General features: G+C 67.4%; 16 protein-coding genes. 5 read left to right on the forward strand and 11 right to left on the reverse strand.

The window, feature by feature from the left end; genetic code table 11:
• Positions 1-49: 49 nt before the first annotated feature.
• The 10 genes from IBL26_RS02535 to IBL26_RS02580 all read right to left on the reverse strand — a co-directional run bounded on the left by IBL26_RS02535 (position 50) and on the right by IBL26_RS02580 (position 11090).
• On the reverse strand, positions 50-1030 hold the full coding sequence (locus tag IBL26_RS02535) for an ATP-grasp domain-containing protein (RefSeq protein WP_187782879.1): 981 nt from the start codon (positions 1028-1030) through the stop codon (positions 50-52).
• 232 nt (positions 1031-1262) lie between these two features.
• Positions 1263-2186, reverse strand: coding sequence for a cold-shock protein (locus IBL26_RS02540; protein ID WP_206684127.1), 924 nt, complete (start codon positions 2184-2186; stop codon positions 1263-1265).
• Positions 2187-2295: 109 nt separating this feature from the next.
• On the reverse strand, positions 2296-3090 hold the full coding sequence (locus IBL26_RS02545; RefSeq protein WP_187782880.1) for an FAD binding domain-containing protein: 795 nt from the start codon (positions 3088-3090) through the stop codon (positions 2296-2298).
• Between the two features lie 12 nt (positions 3091-3102).
• The gene (locus IBL26_RS02550; protein ID WP_187782881.1) at positions 3103-3603 is read right to left on the reverse strand and encodes a (2Fe-2S)-binding protein; all 501 of its coding nucleotides are present in this window, start codon (positions 3601-3603) and stop codon (positions 3103-3105) included.
• 191 nt (positions 3604-3794) lie between these two features.
• A complete protein-coding gene (locus IBL26_RS02555) occupies positions 3795-4859 on the reverse strand; it encodes an ABC transporter ATP-binding protein (protein ID WP_187782882.1) in 1065 nt (354 codons plus the stop codon).
• Entirely contained in the window at positions 4856-5848 is a 993-nt protein-coding gene (locus IBL26_RS02560) for an ABC transporter ATP-binding protein (RefSeq protein ID WP_187782883.1), read from the reverse strand. Before IBL26_RS02560 ends, IBL26_RS02555 begins: the two co-directional genes overlap by 4 nt.
• Positions 5849-5852: 4 nt before the next feature.
• A complete protein-coding gene (locus tag IBL26_RS02565) occupies positions 5853-6764 on the reverse strand; it encodes an ABC transporter permease (protein ID WP_456316397.1) in 912 nt (303 codons plus the stop codon).
• Positions 6761-7702 (reverse strand): ABC transporter permease, encoded by a 942-nt coding sequence (locus IBL26_RS02570; protein ID WP_187782884.1) that lies wholly within the window; start codon positions 7700-7702, stop codon positions 6761-6763. The genes IBL26_RS02565 and IBL26_RS02570 overlap by 4 nt, the downstream gene beginning before the upstream one ends.
• Before the next feature lie 10 nt (positions 7703-7712).
• A complete protein-coding gene (locus tag IBL26_RS02575) occupies positions 7713-9314 on the reverse strand; it encodes an ABC transporter substrate-binding protein (protein WP_187782885.1) in 1602 nt (533 codons plus the stop codon).
• A gap of 183 nt (positions 9315-9497) precedes the next feature.
• Positions 9498-11090, reverse strand: coding sequence for an ABC transporter substrate-binding protein (locus tag IBL26_RS02580; RefSeq protein WP_187782886.1), 1593 nt, complete (start codon positions 11088-11090; stop codon positions 9498-9500).
• Between the two features lie 170 nt (positions 11091-11260).
• Between IBL26_RS02580 and IBL26_RS02585 the strand changes: the two genes are divergently transcribed.
• The 5 genes from IBL26_RS02585 to mepA all read left to right on the forward strand — a co-directional run bounded on the left by IBL26_RS02585 (position 11261) and on the right by mepA (position 16357).
• Positions 11261-11695 carry a GtrA family protein gene (locus tag IBL26_RS02585; protein WP_241748925.1) on the forward strand — a complete coding sequence of 145 codons (435 nt, stop codon included), beginning with the start codon at positions 11261-11263 and terminating at the stop codon, positions 11693-11695.
• A 256-nt stretch (positions 11696-11951) separates the two neighbouring features.
• Positions 11952-13712, forward strand: a complete 1761-nt coding sequence (locus IBL26_RS02590) for a type I secretion system permease/ATPase (protein ID WP_187782887.1) — start codon at positions 11952-11954, stop codon at positions 13710-13712.
• Positions 13709-15082 carry an HlyD family type I secretion periplasmic adaptor subunit gene (locus IBL26_RS02595; protein ID WP_187782888.1) on the forward strand — a complete coding sequence of 458 codons (1374 nt, stop codon included), beginning with the start codon at positions 13709-13711 and terminating at the stop codon, positions 15080-15082. Before IBL26_RS02590 ends, IBL26_RS02595 begins: the two co-directional genes overlap by 4 nt.
• Before the next feature lie 20 nt (positions 15083-15102).
• On the forward strand, positions 15103-15384 hold the full coding sequence (locus IBL26_RS02600) for a hypothetical protein (RefSeq protein ID WP_187782889.1): 282 nt from the start codon (positions 15103-15105) through the stop codon (positions 15382-15384).
• A 127-nt stretch (positions 15385-15511) separates the two neighbouring features.
• On the forward strand, positions 15512-16357 hold the full coding sequence (gene mepA / locus IBL26_RS02605) for a penicillin-insensitive murein endopeptidase (protein WP_187782890.1): 846 nt from the start codon (positions 15512-15514) through the stop codon (positions 16355-16357).
• Positions 16358-16365: 8 nt separating this feature from the next.
• Here mepA and IBL26_RS02610 read toward each other — a convergent pair whose 3' ends face one another.
• Complete coding sequence (locus tag IBL26_RS02610) at positions 16366-17112, reverse strand: glycerophosphodiester phosphodiesterase (protein WP_187782891.1); 747 nt, start codon at positions 17110-17112, stop codon at positions 16366-16368.
• Positions 17113-17202 lie beyond the last annotated feature (90 nt).

Consider the following 17202-nt stretch of genomic DNA (forward strand, 5'->3'; position numbering starts at 1 on the left):
CGGAGGCTTCTATCACGCTATCGAAGCGTGATAAGCGGCTTGGACAGAGTCAGGCTGCCAGGCGTTGCTTGCCGGCTAGTTCAGCTGCGAGGAAGGCGGCCAGGGCACCGGGGCCGGATTGGGCGGTACCGGCGACGCCGGCGGCTTCCTCGGCGGCCGGGTTGTAGTTGGTGTTGGTGTTCACGTCGTAGACCAGCACACGGCCACTGGCGTCACGGATGAACTCGATGCCGGCGACGTCGATGCCGCTCTGCGCCAGGAAGCCTTCCAGGCGGCTGCGGAGCTGCGGCTCGATCCCCTGCTCCAGGATGGTGAAGCGCTGGGCCGGGGCCTGCACCTCCGTGCCGACCGGGCAAGCGGCATCGCCCACCGCGCAGGCATCGGCCGGGCATAGCTCGAAGCCCGCCGTCGTATCCACCTCCACGGCGTAGACGAAGCGGCCGCCGACGAACTCGGCGCGGGTGATCACCGGGCGCGGTGCGCGGACATATTCCTGCAGCAGCCAGATACCATCCACCGGCGCCTCATCAGCCGGTGCCGTCGTGAAATAGTCAGCCAGGGCCTCGACGGAATTGAACAGCCGGACGCCAAGGCCCTTGCCGCCGCGGTTGGGCTTCAGGATCAGCGGACCCGGCGCGAAGTGGCGGCGCGCGGCGGCCAGGATGGCGTCCGTATCGTCCTGCACCAACACCGTGTGCGGCACGGTCAGGCCGGCGGCTTCCAGCGCCGCGTACTGGCGTACCTTGCTGATCTCCAGGTCCAGCGCGCGCGGGCCGTTCACTACACGACGGCCGTGCCGCGTCAGCCACGCCAGTACGGCCGCCGTCAGCTCCGCCGAGTAGCGGTGGCCGCGGGTGTGAGATGAGGCGCTCATCCGGTTGTAGTAGACGCCCTCGGGCGGCACGGAGGCGAGGTCGAAAGTACCACGGGAGAGGTCGAGCTCACCCCAGGGCAGACCGATCCGGTCGAAGGCATCGGCCAGCGGCGGAAGCCACACGGGGTTTTCGTGGATGACATGGATCTTGGACATATCGACTGCGCCTTGGATGTGCTGGTTTCTGATATGAACGCTCTATCAGCGTTATATAGAAGCCATTCCTGGCACAACCAAGCAGCTTGACGCGATATTTCGCGGATGGCGTGACCTATCGAGCGCAATTCACGAAATAATTTTGTTATTCCTTCAAGGTTGCTGCCTGAGCACAAAAAAAGCCCCCGGCACAGCGTGCCGAGGGCTTCTTCCTGGAAGGCTGAGCCGAAGCTCAGTCCTTCATGATCACGGCCTGACGGCCACGCTGACCGTCCTTGACCTCCAGCGACACCTTCTCGCCCTGCTGCACTTCCTGCTTACCGGCGCGCTGCAGAACGGAGGAGTGCAGGAACACGTCCTGGCCACCGTCATCGGGGGTCACGAAGCCGAAGCCGCGCACCTGGTCGAACCACTTGACGGTGCCGCTGACGCTCTGCGTCGGGCCGCTATCGTCACGGCCGCCGAAGTCGCGGCGCGGCGGACGGTCACCGAAGGAACGGGGGGCACCGAAGCCGCCGCCGCCACCACCGAAGCGATCGCCACCACCGCCGAAACGGTCACCACCACCACCGAACCGGTCGCCACCACCAAAGTCGCGGCGCGGCGGACGGTCGCCGAAGCCACCGGGAGCGCCGAAACCACCACCGCCGAAGTCACGGCGGGGCGGACGGTCGCCGAAGCCACCGCTCGGCGGGCCGCCGAAGTCGCGGCGGGGCGGACGGTCACCGAAGTCGCGGCGCGGCGCACGATCGCCGAAGCGGTCATTGCCGAACTCGCGGCGCGGCGGGCGATCCCCGCCGCCCGGGCCGAGCTTACGCTCATGGATCTTCGTCACGAGGCGGCGGCCCTGGCGGTCCGAGCCAATCTCGCAGACCAGCTTGTCGCCAGTCTCAGGGGGCTCAATTCCCGCCTCAGTCAGTGCCGAAGCGTGGAAGAACACATCCTGGCCATCCGGCCCAAGCACAAAGCCGAAACCCTTCCGGCCGTTGTACCACTTCACCTCGGCCTCAATCGGCCCGGTGCCACCCTGCGAATCGTTGTCCGGAAACACTGCGTCTCGTATCCGTAAAAAAGCACACGGCCCGACGGGATGCAGGACCGGCGTTCTTATCCTTGCACCGCACGGCACCGATTGCCAGTCGAATCGATAAGCCACCTGCGATTCTGGTGCATCCCCGAGCCAGCTGAAGCGTTACGGCATCGGATTTTTCGTTGTGCGTAACCGCGTTTCGGCAGGCGGGCGCGAGCGCGCCCGCCACGCCGTCTCAGCCCGCGTCGGCCAGTGCGCGCTTGGCCATGACCTCGACCAGATTCGCGCGGTACTCGGCGCTGCCATGGATGTCGCTGTTCAGCGAGTCCGGGGATTGCCGCACACCGTCCAGCGCCGTGGCCGACCAGTTGGCGGAAAGTGCCGTCTCCATCTCGGTCTGCCGGAACACGCCGGGCCCGGCGCCATTCACGCCGACGCGGACGCCGCCAGCGGTCTTGGCGATGAACACCCCGGCCATGGAGTAGCGGCTGGCCGGGTTGCGCAGCTTGGCGTAGCCCGCCTTCTCCGGGATCGGGAAGGACACGGCCACGAGAAGCTCACCAGGCTCCAGCGCCGTGGTGAACATACCCTGGAAGAAATCCTCCGCCGAAATGCGGCGGCTGTTGGTGATGAAGGTGGCGCCCAGCGCCACGGCGGCGGCCGGGTAGTCCGCAGCGGGGTCGTTGTTCGCCAGGCTGCCGCCCAGCGTGCCGCGGTTGCGGACCTGCGTGTCCCCCACCGTGGAAGCCATGCGCGCCAGCGCAGGGATCGACTGCTTCAGCAGCGGGTCGGTCGCCACGGCGTAATGCGTGGTCATGGCGCCGACGACGATGGCATCCCCTTCCCGCTTCACGCCCTTCAGCTCGGCAATGCCGCCGAGATCGACCAGCGAGGTCGGGCGGTTCAGGCGATGCTTCAGCGCCGGCAGCAGCGTCATGCCACCGGAGATCGGCTTGGCGTCCGGGTCCTCGGACAGGATCTTGACCGCATCGGCCACGGAAGTCGGCTTGTGATAGGCGAAATCATACATGGCGCGTCCCCCTCAGCCGGCCGGCGCCAGCTCGGCGCGCTGGCCGTGCATGACCTCGGCGGCGGCCGAGATCGCCTTGACGATGTTGTGGTAGCCAGTGCAGCGGCAGATGTTGCCGTCGAGCCCTTCGCGGATCTCGTGTTCCGTCAGGCCCTGCGGGTTCTTCTGCACCAGATCGATGGCGCTCATCACCATGCCGGGCGTGCAGAAGCCGCATTGCAGGGCATGGTATTCGCGGAAGGCTTCCTGCATCGGGTGCAGAGTGCCGTCGGCCGCCGCGAGTCCCTCGATGGTCGTCACCTGCGCGCCTTCGGCCTGCACCGCCAGCAGCGTACAGGCCTTCACGCTCTCACCATTCACATGCACGACGCAGGCGCCGCACTGGCTGGTGTCACAACCCACATGCGTGCCGGTCAGGCGCAGCTGTTCCCGGAGCATCTCAACCAGAAGCGTGCGCGCTTCGACCTCGACCGTATGGGCCTGGCCGTTCACGGTCACCGTGACCTGCGGCATTCTTCGTCTCCCCCAAGCGACGGCGCCGCGACGTGCGGCGACCTTGAACGGAGAAGGTCATCCAAGCCCCTTCACCCGTCAAGCGAAGGCAGCAAGATCACGTATGAAAAGCTCAGCAAATATATTGATATTGAGAGGCGTTCGCAAGTAACGCCACAAGAAAAGGGGCCGAAGCCCCCTTCCCTGTCGTCTTACGAATACAGGACCGTATCGCGCGCCAGCGGGTTCTCGGCCGCCGGCAGGTCGTGCAGGTGGCAGGCGGACCAATGCTCGGGCGAAGTCTGCTGCAAGCGCGGCTCATCCACCCGGCAGCGGTCGAAGGCGTAGGGGCAGCGTGTGTGGAAGCGGCAGCCCTTCGGCGGCTTGATCGGGCTCGGCACGTCACCCTTCAGGATGATGCGCTTGCGCGCCTGGCCGGGCGACGGCACCGGCACGGCGGAGAGCAGCGCTTCCGTGTACGGATGCTTCGGCGCGGCGAACAGGCTGCGCTTCGGCGCGATCTCGACGATCTTGCCGAGATACATGACCGCCACGCGGTGCGTCATGTGCTCGACGATCGCGAGGTCGTGGCTGATGAACAGCAGCGCCAGGCCGAGGTCCTTCTGCAGGTCCTGCAGCAGGTTCACGATCTGCGCCTTCACCGACACGTCGAGGGCGGAGACCGCCTCGTCGCAGATGATCAGCTCTGGCTCACCGGCCAAAGCACGGGCGATGCAGATACGCTGGCGCTGGCCGCCCGAGAATTCGTGCGGAAAGCGGTTCACGGCATCCCGCGGCAGGCGGACCGTGTCCATCAGCTTGTCCAGCCGCGCCTGCAGGTCGGCGCCGTTCTTCGCCAGCCCGTAGTTGCGGATCGGCTCGGCCAGCAGGTCCCGCACCCGCATGCGCGGGTTGAGGCTGCTGAACGGGTCCTGGAACACGACGCCAATGCGGCGGCGCACCGGGCGCAGCTTGCCCTCGGACAGATCGTCGATCCGCTGGCCATCCAGCACCACCTGACCGTCCGTCGGGTTGTACAGGCGCAGCAGGGTCTTGCCGACGGTGGACTTGCCGCAGCCGGATTCACCGACCAGCGACAGCGTCTCACCCTTGTTGATGTGGAAGGTCACGCCGTCCACGGCGTAGACGTTGCCGGTCTTACCGCCGAAGAAGCCCGCCTTGATGGGGAAGTGCTTCTTGAGGTCATTGACCTCCAACAGCGGACGCCCGGCAGGTGCCGACGGGTTGGCAGGGGAACGACCCATCGTCATGCTCATGCGGCCACAGCCTCCTTGGTCGCGTAATGGCAGGCAGCCTGGTGGCGCGGTGCCTTCAGTTCCAGCGCCGGGTTGATCTCCCGGCACAGCTCGGTGGCCTCGGGGCAGCGTCCTGCGAAGACGCAGCCCTGAATCTTGTTTTTCAGGCTCGGCACCAAGCCGGGAATCTCGGCCAGGCGCGTGCTCTCACCGGTGAGCGAGGAGCCGAGCTTCGGCACCGCGCCCAGCAGGCCCTTGGTGTAGGGGTGCTTCGGGTTGTTGAACAACTCGCCAACGGGCGCTTCCTCGACCTTGCGGCCGGCATACATGACGATTACCCGCTCCGCGACTTCGGCGACGACGCCGAGATCGTGGGTGATCAGCACAATGGCGGCGCCGACGCGGTGCTTCAGGTCGCGCATCAGGTCCAGGATCTGGGCCTGGATGGTCACGTCCAGCGCGGTGGTCGGCTCGTCGGCGATCAGCAGCTTCGGGTTGCAGGCCAAAGCGATGGCGATCATCACGCGCTGACGCATGCCGCCGGAGAGCTGGTGCGGATATTCCTTCACCCGCTTGTCCGGCGCCGGGATGCCGACGAGCGTCAGCATCTCCACCGCCTTGGCCTCGGCCTCGCGCTTGGAAAGGCCTTGGTGCAGCACCAGCGCCTCACCGATCTGATTGCCGATGCTGAGCACCGGGTTCAGCGAGGTCATCGGCTCCTGGAAGATCATGCTGATCTCGTTGCCGCGGATGGCGCGCATCTCGCGGTCCGACATCTCCAGCAGGTTCTTGCCATTGAAGCGGATCTGGCCGGCGATCTTGCCCGGCGGCTCGGGGATGAGCCGCAGGATGGACATGGAGGTGACGGACTTGCCACAGCCGGACTCACCCACGATGGCCACGGTCTCACCCGCCTCCACCGAGAAGGAGAGACCATCGACGGCACGGTTCACACCGCCGTCGGGGGTGCGGAAATGCGTCTGCAGATTATCGACTTCGAGCAATGCCATTCAATCAGACCCTCTTCGCCAGACGCGGATCCAGCGAATCCCGCAGGCCGTCACCCACCAGGTTCACCGCGAGCACGGTGATGGACAGGAAAATGGCCGGGAAGAACACGATGTAGGGCTTCACCTGCCACAGGGCACGGCCCTCGGCCATGATGTTGCCCCAGGATGGGATGATCGGCGGCGTGCCGGCGCCGATGAAGCTCAAGATGGCTTCGGCGATCATGGCGCTGGCGCAAATATACGTGGCCTGCACGATCATCGGCGCCAGGGTGTTCGGCAGGATGTGCCGCCAGATGATGACCGGCGTGCGCGTGCCGGACGCGATCGCCGCCTCCACATACGGCTGCTCGCGCAGCGAGAGCACGACGCCGCGGACGAGGCGGGAGACGCGCGGGATCTCGGCCACCGTGATGGCCAGGATGACGTTGCCGACCGAACCGCGCGTCAGCGCCATCAGCGCGATGGCGAGCAGGATGGACGGGATGGACATCAGCCCGTCCATGACGCGCATGATGATGCTGTCAGCCCAGCGCACGAAGCCGGAAATCAGGCCGATGGTCAGGCCGATGACGGAGGCGAAGAACGCCACGCCGAAGCCGACGATCAGCGACACGCGGGTGCCGTAGAGGACACGGGAATAGACATCGCGCCCCAGCATGTCGGTGCCGAACCACCAGCGCTCGGACGGTGCGCGGGTACGCATCGCGGGCGCCAGCGCCGTCGGGTCCTTCGTCCACAGGAAGGGCGCGAAGACCGCGACGAAGATCAGCAGCAGCAGCAGGAAGCCGCCGATGGCGATGGTCGGGTTGCGGAAGATGTAGCCGGTGATGCCCTTCCGCGCGATGCGGGTGGGCATGACATCCGGCATGACCGGGGCGGCGGCGGGGGCACCGCCGCTCGGGAAGGTGGTGCTCAATACCGGATCCTCGGGTCGAAGAGAGTGTAGCTCAGGTCGATGAGCAGGTTGACCAGCACGTAGACGAAGCTGAACAGCAGGATCACGCCCTGGATGACCGGGTAGTCGCGACGCAGGATCGCATCGACGGTCAGGCGGCCCAGGCCGGGGATGGCGAAGACGCTCTCCGTCACCACCGCGCCGCCGATGAGGCCGGCGAGGCCGATGCCGATGATCGTCACGATCGGCACGGCGGCGTTCTTCAGCGCGTGCAGGAACAGGATGGTGGTCTGCCCGGCGCCCTTGGCGCGCGCGGTGCGGATGTAGTCCTGCTGCAGGATCTCCATCATCGTCGCGCGGGTGATGCGGGCGATCAGCGCGATGTAGACACCACCTAGCGCCACGGCCGGAAGTATCAGATTCTGGAACCAGGGCCACAAGCCGTTGGAGATGGGTGTGTAGCCCTGCACCGGCAGCCAGTCGAGCTCCAGCGCGAAGACATAGGCCAGCAGGTAGCCGACGACGAAGACCGGCACCGAGAAGCCCAGCACCGCGAAGCCCATGACCATGCGGTCGATCAGCGAGCCGGACTTCCAGGCGGCGACGACGCCCATCGGCACTGCGATGGTGATGGCCAGCACAAGCGTGACCACCATCAGCGACAGGGTCGGCTCAATGCGCTGCGCGATCATGCGGGTGACGGGCAGGTTCGTGAAGATCGACAGCCCCAGATCGCCCTGGATGATGCGGAACACCCATTCGCCGAAGCGGACGACGAATGGACGGTCCAGGCCGAGGCTGGCGCGAATCCGCTCCACATCGGCAGGCGTGGCCTGGTCGCCGGCAATCACCGCCGCAGGATCGCCCGGAGCGATGTAGAGCAAGCTGAAGACAAAGAGCGCAACGATCGCCATGACAGGGATCGTCGCCAGGATACGTCTGACGATGTAGGCGAACATGTGAATCCAATCAGGTTTTAGAGACACCCCAGAAGAATGGCGCGGGAGCCTTCACGACGCCCGTGATGTTCTTACGCCATGCCTGATAGGACAAGAAGAATCCCGTCGGCGCATAGAGGCCGAAATCGACCGCCAACGCATTCATCTTGTCCACCGCAGCCTTTTCACCAGCAAGATCGCTTGCGGCGAACCACTGGTCTCGTGCTGCTTCAATATCAGGATTATTCGGCCAGCCAAACCAGGCATTATCACCATTGGCGCGCATGGCCGTGTAGGGCGCCGGGTTCACGCAGTCTGCACCGGCGTGCCAGGTGTGGAAGATATGCCACCCGCCCTGGCTCGGCGGTGTCTTCAGCGCCCGGCGTGCGCCGACCGTGCCCCAGTCGGTGGCAACGAAGTCGACATTCATGCCGAGGCGCTTCAGCAGGTCGGCGCTGACATCGCCGAAGGACTTGGTGATGGGCTGGTCCTGCGCCACCACGAGTGTAATCGGCCGGCCGTCATAGCCGGCTTCCTGCAGCAGCTTCTTCGCCGCATCCAGGTTACGCGGGCCCTTCATGATCGCCCCGCCCGCCTCGGTGTAGAGCGGCGTGTTCGGGGTGAAGAAGCCGCCCATCTCCTTCCACAGGCTCTGGTCGTCCCCGACCAGGGAACGCATGTAATCCTCCTGGCTCAGCGCCATCAGGATGGCGCGGCGGGCACGCGGGTCGTTGAACGGCGCGTGCAGGTGGTTCATGCGGAAGCTGCCGACATTGCCCAGCGGGTCCGCGATGTCGACCTCGATGTTCCGGTTGCGGCGCAGCACGGGCACCAGGTCGGCGATCGGGCTTTCCCACCAGTCCACCTCGCCGTTCTGCAACGCGGCGGCGGCGGTGGCCGGGTCGGGCATCACGATCCACTCGACCCGCTCGACCATCACTTTCTTACCGCCGGAGAGCCAGCTCGGCTTCTCTTCCCGCGGCACGTAGCCGTCGAAGCGGGCGAAGACGGCCTTCGCCCCCGGCACCCACTCGTCCCGCACGAAGCGGAACGGGCCGGAGCCGACATATTCGGTGATCTGCTGGAACGGGTCGGTCTTGGCGATGCGCTCCGGCATGATGAAGGCGCAGGGCGAGTTGTTCTTGCCGAGCGCCAGCAGCATCTTTGGATAGGGCGCCTTCAGCGACCAGCGGAAGGTGTTGTCATCCACCGCCACCAGTTCGTTCTGCAGGGCACGCAGCATCTGGCCCATCGGGTCGCGCACGGCCCAGCGGGTCAGGCTGGCCACCACGTCCTTGGCCAGCACCGGGGTATTGTCGTGGAAGCGCAGCCCCGGCCGCAACTTGAAGGTCCAGGTCAGGCCATCGGCGGAGACTTCCTCCGACTCCACCATCTGGCGGCGCGGGGTGATGGTCTCGTCCACGCCGTACAGCGTGTCCCACACCAGCAGGGATGCGTTGCGCACCACGTACTGGGTGCCCCAGATGGGGTCGAAATTGGCTAGGTTGGCCTGCGGCACGAAGCGTAGCGTCCGCGCGGCAGCGCCCTGCGCCAAGGCAGGCGCCGCGATACCGCCGGTAGCTGAGAAGGCGGCGGCAGCGGCCGTCGCCTTCAGAAAAGACCTTCGTTCCATTCGGAATCACCCTGCGTTTTTGCCGGCCGCGTCGTTGGCGGTCCGGGGCCGGGCATGGTGCCCGGCCGTTGCAGCTCTCCCTTATGCACACATCGTGCCAGCCAAGCCGGGCTGGTATTCGGGGGCCCGAAGGCCCCCGTCCGCAGGCGCTGCCTAGGAAAATGGCAGCAAGAAGGCCAAGTCTCAGGCGCGCTTGACGTTCCAGAACAGCGGCAGGCCCTTCAGCACGCCGGTCAGGTCGCGCCGGTAGGCAGTGGCCTGGAAGTACTGCCCAACCGGCAGGTAGGGCACGTCCTGGAACGCCTGCAACTGGATGTCCCGCCCAACCGCCTTCTGCCCCGCGGCATCCGGCGCCTCGAACCAGGCGTTGCGCAGCTCCTCCAGCTTGGGTGCGGTCGGCCAGCCGAACCAGGCCGCTTGGCCGTGGCCACGCAGAGCTTGTTGCACACCCGGATTGAACATATCCAATCCGGCCCAAAAGGTGAAGAACATGCTCCACCCGCCCTTCTCCACCGGCTCCTTGCTCGCGCGGCGCTGCACCACGGAGCCCCAGTCGGTGGACACGAACTCCACGTTCATCCCTGCCTTGGTCAGCATGTCGTTACCGACCTGCGCCAGGGCGTTGAGGGAGGGGAAGTCGGACGCCGCGATCAGCACCACCTTCTCGCCCTTGTAGCCGGCGGCGGCCAGGTCCCGCTTGACCTTGTCGTAGTCGCGCGGGCTGGTCAGCGCCTCCATGCCGGCATCGCTGGCCAGCGGGGTTTCCGGCGGGAAGAAGCCGACATTCTCGCGCCACAGGCTGCGGTCGGTGCCGATCACCGACGTCATGTAGTCTTCCTGGCTGACCGCCCCCAACAGCGCGCGGCGGATGGCCGGGTTGTTGAAGGGCGGGTGCAGGTGGTTGAAGCGCGCCATGCCGCACAGGCCGGTCGGGTCCGGAATCTCCAGCACAATGTCGCGGGACCGGCGCAGCATCGGCTGCAGGTCGCCGGTCGGCTGCTCCCACCAATCCATCTCGCCGTTCTGCAGGGCGGCCGCGGCCGTCGCCGCATCCGGCATCACGTGCCATTCGACACGGTCGAAATTCACGTGCTTGGGGCCGGCGGTCCAGCTCGGCGTGCCGCTGGCGCGCGGCACGTAGTCGGCGAATTTCTCATAGACCACGCGGCTGCCGGCCACCCGCTCATCCGCCTTGAAGCGGAAGGGGCCGGAGCCGATGACCTCGCGGATCGCGGTGCCCGGGTCGGTCTTGGCCAGGCGCTCCGGCATGATGAAGCAGACAGGGGTGGCGGGCTTGGCCAGCGCCTCGAACAACAGCGGGAAAGGCTTCTTCAGGCGGAAGACGATGGTCTTGTCGTCGGGCGCCGACAGTTCGTCCAACTGGGAGAACAGCACCTGGCCCAGCGCGTCCCGCACGCCCCAGCGGCGGATGGAGGCGACGGCATCCCGCGCCCGCACCGGCTCGCCATCATGGAACTTCAGGCCGTCGCGCAGCGTCATGGTGATGCGCTTGCCGTCATCCTCGACGACATGGCCCTCGACCATCTGCGGCGACGGCTTGTAGTTCTCGTCGAAGCCATACAGCGTGTCCCACACCATGTAGGCGTGGTTGCGGCTGACATAGGCGGTGGTGATGATCGGGTCGACGACCGCCAGATCCGACTGGGCGATAAACTTCAGGACGCGGGCATCGCGGCGCTGCGCCACGGCGAAGCGCGGCAGGCTGCTCGCCATCGCAACGCTGGCGGCGCCACCGATCAATTGGCGTCTGAACATTATCCCGTTTCTCCGATGAAGCCTTCCTGTGCGCGAAGGGAAGCCGAGCCATGCGGCGGGCGCAAGGGGCGATCTGCGTTCGTTTCGGCCCGCGGCCTGCCGCGGGGCGGCGGGCGGCGCTTCGTCGTCCCCGCTTGGCAACGGCCGGTCCATTGCCTATGGGCAAGGGCATGCCCCTGCCCTTCCCGCGCCTCAAGCCCGGTCATGCCGCCCTGCTGGGCGAAATGCTGCGCTTTGGCGTGGTCGGCACGCTGGGCTTCATCATCGATACCGCCACGCTCTACGCCGCGCTGTGGCTGGGGGCCGGGCTCTATCTGGGGCGGGTGCTGTCCTACCTGACCGCCGCCTCCGCCAACTGGGCGCTAAATCGGGCCTGGACCTTCCGCCAGGCCGGCCGGGCCGGGCGGCGCCGCCAGTGGGCGCTGTTCCTGCTGGTGAACCTGCTGGGTTTCGCGGTGAACTACGGCACCTATACTTTGCTGGTCGCCAACTGGAGCCTCGCCGCCGCCCATCCGGTTATCGGCGTGGCGGCCGGATCGCTCGCGGGCATGGCCGGCAACTTTTTGCTCAGCCGACGCTTTGTTTTCCGTCCTGAGGCGGCATGACAGATTTTCCGACACTCCGGGCAGAATGGTGTCAGTTGTTTTACACTTCGTGTAATATTTTCCCACGGCCTTGTTTCTCTTGGCCGTTCGGGACATTGCTGCCCTGTGCGAAGGTTAATTTACGCAGACACGCAGAACCTGCCAAGTTGCCAGCATCAACATTGTACCGTCACGGAGCCTTAACTTGATGTCAGCCCTCTCCATCCTTTCCCGGCGTCTTGCGCCGGCTGACGGCCAGAGCCGGCAGGGCTGACGGATGTTCTTCGCTCCACGCGCTCCGGGCGCCGATAAGGCTCCCGATACTCTGCTCTCCCGCGCCATTGCCTCCTGCCGCAAGGAATTCGTCGCGGTCGGCCTGTTCAGTGGTGTCGTGAACCTGCTGCAGCTGACCGTCTCCATCTACATGATGCAGGTGTTCGACCGGGTGCTCGCCACTCGCAGCCTGGACACCCTGGCCTTCCTGACCCTGATCGCCATGGCCGCGATCCTGCTGCTGGCGATGCTGGAAGCCGTGCGCGGCCAGGTGATGCAGCGCGTCGCGGCCTGGATCGAGGCCCGCGTGGCGCCCGAGGGGTTCGAGCGTGCGCTGGAAGCCCAGCTACGTGGCCGCCCCTACCGGATGGAAGCGCTGCGCGACCTCGCCGTCTGCCGCTCCTGGCTCGGCTCGCCCGGCGCGTTGGCGGTGTATGATGTGCCGTGGGTGCCGATCTACCTGGGCGCCATCTTCGTGCTGCACCCCGTGATGGGCTGGATCGCGCTGGCCGGCGCCGTGCTGCTGTTCGCGCTGACACTGCTGAACGAATTCACCACCTCCTCGTTGCTGCGGCAGGCCAACAGCGCCTCCATGAACAGCCAGCGCCGGGCCGATGCGGTGGCCCGCAATGCCGAGGTCATCGACAGCATGGGCATGGCCCCGGCGGTGATGCACCACTGGAAAAACAGCGTGGCCCTGGTGGTGGTGCCGCAGCAGAAGGCGGCCGACCGTGCCGCGCTGCTGCTCTCGGCCACCAAGTTCTTCCGCCTCGCGGTGCAGCTCGCGGTGCTTGGCGGCGGTGCCTATTTGGTGCTGCAGCAGGAACTGACCTCGGGCGCCTCCATCGCCGGCTCGATCATCATGGGCCGTGCCCTGGCGCCGGTGGAGCAGCTGATCGGTGGCTGGAAGGGGCTGGTGCAGTCCCGCCAGGCGCTGAAGCGGCTAACCGCCTTCCTGGCCATGCCGCGCATGCGCCCGCCCGGGATGGCCATGCCCGCCCCCAAGGGCGCCGTGGCGTCCGAGCGCGTTTCCTACGGCATTCCCGGCCAGCCGATGGCCATCATCAAGGGCGTGTCCTTCGCGCTGGAGCCGGGCGAGAGCCTGGCCATCATCGGCCCGTCCGCCGCCGGCAAGACGACGCTGATCCGCCTGCTGATCGGCACGCTGCAGCCGACCGCCGGCAATGTCCGGCTGGATGGCGCCGACGTCTACACCTGGATGCGCGAGGATTTCGGCCGCCATATCGGCTACCTGCCGCAGGATGTGGAGCTGTTCGACGGCACCGTGTTCCAGAACATCGCCCGCATGGGGGATGCCGAGCCGGAAGCCGTGTTCGCCGCCGCCCAGTTGGCCGGCTGCCATGAGATGATCCTGCGCCTGCCGCAGGGCTACGACACCGAGATCGGCGATGGCGGCCAGCATCTTTCCGGCGGCCAGCGCCAGATGGTGGGCCTCGCCCGCGCCATGTTCGGCGTGCCGAAATTCGTGGTGCTGGACGAACCGAACTCCAACCTCGACGGCGATGCCGAGGCCGCGCTCTCCCGCGCGCTGGAGAAGCTGAAGGAGCAGGGCACGACCGTGATCCTGGTCTCCCACCGCCCGGCCCTGGTGCAGGGCGTGGACAAGGTGTTGCTGCTGCGGGACGGCGCCGTCGAGGCCTTCGGTCCGCGGACCGAGGTGCTGAAGCGCCTGATGCAGAACCAGCGCCCCGCCGCCGTTACCGCTACCCCCACCAACCGCCTGGCCCCGGGAGGCGCAGCATGAGCATCACCACAGCCCCCACCGGCGGAGCGCTGACCGAGCCGCGCAAGCCCGGCCTGCCGCCGCTGACCCCCGGCCTGATGGAGGCCAAGCGTCCGCTGACGCGCGGCCCGCTGCTGTTCGGCACCACCGCGATCGTCGTGTTCCTCGGCAGCTTCATCGCCTGGTCCACCCTGGCGCCGCTGGCCGAGGCCGCCATCGCCCCCGGCCAGATCCGCAGCGAGGGCAACCGCCGCACCATCCAGCACCTGGAAGGCGGCATCGTCGCCGAGATCCTGGCGCGGGATGGCGACACGGTGAAGGCCGGGCAGGTGCTGATGCGCCTGAACGATTCGCAGTCCCTCGCAGGGCTGGAGACGCTACGCAGCCAGCGTTGGGCACTGATCGCGCAGGATTCCCGCCTGAAGGCCGAGCGCGCCGGGGCGACCGAGATTACCTTCCCGCCCGACCTGCTAGCCGCGACCGACCCGCGCGCGTTGGAGGCCGTCACCGGCCAGCGCACCCTGTTCGCCGCCCGGCAGGCCAGCCTGATCAGCCAGGTGCAGGTGCTGGAGGCCCGTGTGGCCCAGCATGAGGCGACCGGCGCCTCCGCCCACGGGCAGATCGCCAGCCAGCGCCGGCAGCTCGACCTGATCCGGCGGGAGGAGCAGGACGTCCGCACCCTGGTCAGCCAGGGGCTGGAGCGGATGCCGCGCCTGCTGGCGTTGCAGCGCAACGTCGCCTCGCTGGAAGGCAACATGGAGGATCTGCGCGGCCAGGTGGAGCGCGCCGAGGCCTCCGCCAACGAGGCCCGCAGCCAGATCCGCCAGACGCGGGACCAGCGCCAGGCCGATATTTCCACCGAGGAACGTGAAGTCCGCAGCCGGCTGAACGAGGCCGAGGAAAAACTGCGCGCGGCCCAGGACGCCGCCACGCGGCGGGAGATCACGGCGCCGGAAGACGGCACCATCATGGGCAGCAAGTTCTTCAATCTCGGCGCCGTCATCCGCGGCGGTGAGCCGGTGATGGAGCTGGTGCCCTCGCATGACCGGCTGGTGGCCGAGGTACAGCTCTCCCCCAGCGATATCGACGTCGTCTATCCTGGCCTGCAGGCCGAGGTGCGGCTGCCTGCCTTTAAGCAGCGGCTGGTGCCGTTCCTGCACGGCCGCGTCACCTACGTCGCCAGCGACGTGACGACGGATGAGCGCACGCGCGCCAGCCACTACCGCGTCCAGGTCGCGGTGGACCAGGAGCAACTGGCGAAGCTGGAGAATGTGGAACTGCGGGCCGGCATGCCGGTGGAAGCGCAAATCCAGACTGGCAGCCGCAGCTTCTTCCGCTACATGGTGCAGCCGGTGCTGGACAGCTTCCACCGCGCCTTCCGAGAACAGTAAAATACAATAAAGGACGCCGCATGACCGATAAGCAGACCCTCTTCGCCGACGGTATTCTGGAAGCGAGCGTCAATTTCGGCGTGGCCCGTATCACGCTGGCCCAGACGGGGTCTGATGGTAAGCCGGTGCCGAGCGGGCAGTTGTTGCTGCCCGTGGTGCAGTTGCCGGCTTTCGCCAACGGTATGATGACGCTGCTGAAGCAGATTGAAGCCAAGGTGAAGCAGGCGCAGGCCCAGCAGACCGAAGCCGCCGAGGCGGTCAAGCCGGACGAAGTTCCGGGCGCCTTCCGCTTCTCCGGCTGAGACCGGCCGCAGCGTCATCGCGCGCTTGACCAGATGCTGAAAGGGCGCCCCCGGGGAACGGGGGGCGCCCTTTCGCTGTGCCGGGCCGCTGCTATCCAGCGCCCGCGCCGCCGGGCATGATGCCAGCATGCGCATGACGACCGGCCTGCTGGCAGCCTCCCTGGCCCTGCTTTCCTTCCCCCTCGAGGCGGCCGATCCGGCGGCGTCTCGCTGGGCGGCGGCGTCCCGGCCGAGCTCGGGCGCCACTCGGGTCATCGGCGGCCACGGGCTGGGCTGCATTGCCGGCGCGGTGGCGCTGCCGGCGGACGGGCCGGGCTGGCAGGTGGTGCGGGTCTCGCGCAACCGCTTCTGGGGCCACCCGGCGATGGTGGCAACGCTGCGGGACCTCGCTTCCGCCGCCACACAGGCCGGGCTGCCCCAGATCTGGATCGGCGATCTCGGCCAGCCGCGCGGCGGGCCGATGCCCTGGGGCCATTCCAGCCACCAGGTCGGCCTGGATGCCGATGTGTGGCTGGACGTTTCCCGCCGCCCGCTGCTTTCCGTCGCGGCGCGGGAGAGGATCGAGGTCCCTTCCCTCGTCCGCGCGGATGGCATGGCGGTCGACCACACGATCTATACCGAGCAACACGCGACGCTGATCCGGCTGGCCGCGCAGCAGCCGGGCGTCGACCGGATCTTCGTCAACCCCGCCATTAAGCAGGCGCTGTGCGGCACCCATGCGGGCGAGCCGTGGCTGCGGCGCATCCGGCCCTGGCGCGGCCACGATTCCCACATGCATATCCGCCTGCGCTGCCCGGCCGGCCAGGCCGCGTGCCAGGACCAGGCGCCCGTCCCCGCCGGGGATGGCTGCGACGCCAGCCTCTCCTGGTGGTTCAGCGAGGAAGCGCGCCGGCCGCCCACCCCTTCCACACGCCCGCCCGCGCCGCCGCCGCGCCTGCCGGCCGCCTGCGCGGGAATCCTCGCCGCCCCCTGAGCCCGGGCCTACAGGCCCCGGGCGCGCAGTTGCAGCGCCAGAACGGGGTCGTCGGTCGCCACGGCGTCCAGGCCGAGGGCGAAGGCCTTCTCCAGGCTGGCCGCATGGTTGGCGCCCCAGGCGGCTATGCGCAGCCCCTGCTGGCGCAGGCGCGCGCAGATCTCGGCATCCAGCGCGCCGATCTCGGTCTCCACCATCTCCAGCCCATAGGCCCTGGCAACGGCGATGATGCCCTCGACACCGAGCCATTCCAGCGCCACGCCCTCGAACAGCCAGATCACGCCGGCCAGACCGCCCGCCTGCTGCGCCGCGGCGGCGATGCGGGCATCGAAGGCGATGATTCGGCAGCGTGGGCGGATGCCGGCGGCGTCCAGCGCGCCCAGGCTGCGCTCCAGCAGGCCGGGATACGGCTTGCCGGACGCGTCGTTCTTGATCTCCACCTGCAGCTGCATGCTGCTGCCGGTGAACAGCCCGGCCACCTCCGCCAGGGTGGGCACGGTGCCGCCACGGGCGCCGCGCAGGCGGATGCCGGCAAGCTCCGCGGCCGTATGGGCGGCGACGGCGCCTTTCTGATCGGTCAGCCGGTTCAGTACGGCGTCGTGGATCACCACGGGCACGCCGTCGGCGGACAGGTGCACGTCGCACTCCGCCTGCTCGACCGGCAGGGCCAGGGTGGCCCGGAACGCCTCCAGGCTGTTCTCCGGCCAGAGGAAGGTGCCACCGCGGTGGCTGACGATGTCGGTTTGGATCGGCATGGCCCCCTGCATGCCTGAGGGTTGAAGAACCCGCAATCTCCCTCGCCATCCAGTAAAGTTGCGGCTTTGGAATTACCCCAGCCCTGCTGT

It is taken from the genome of Teichococcus aerophilus (assembly GCF_014490485.1).
GTDB lineage: Bacteria > Pseudomonadota > Alphaproteobacteria > Acetobacterales > Acetobacteraceae > Pseudoroseomonas > Pseudoroseomonas aerophila.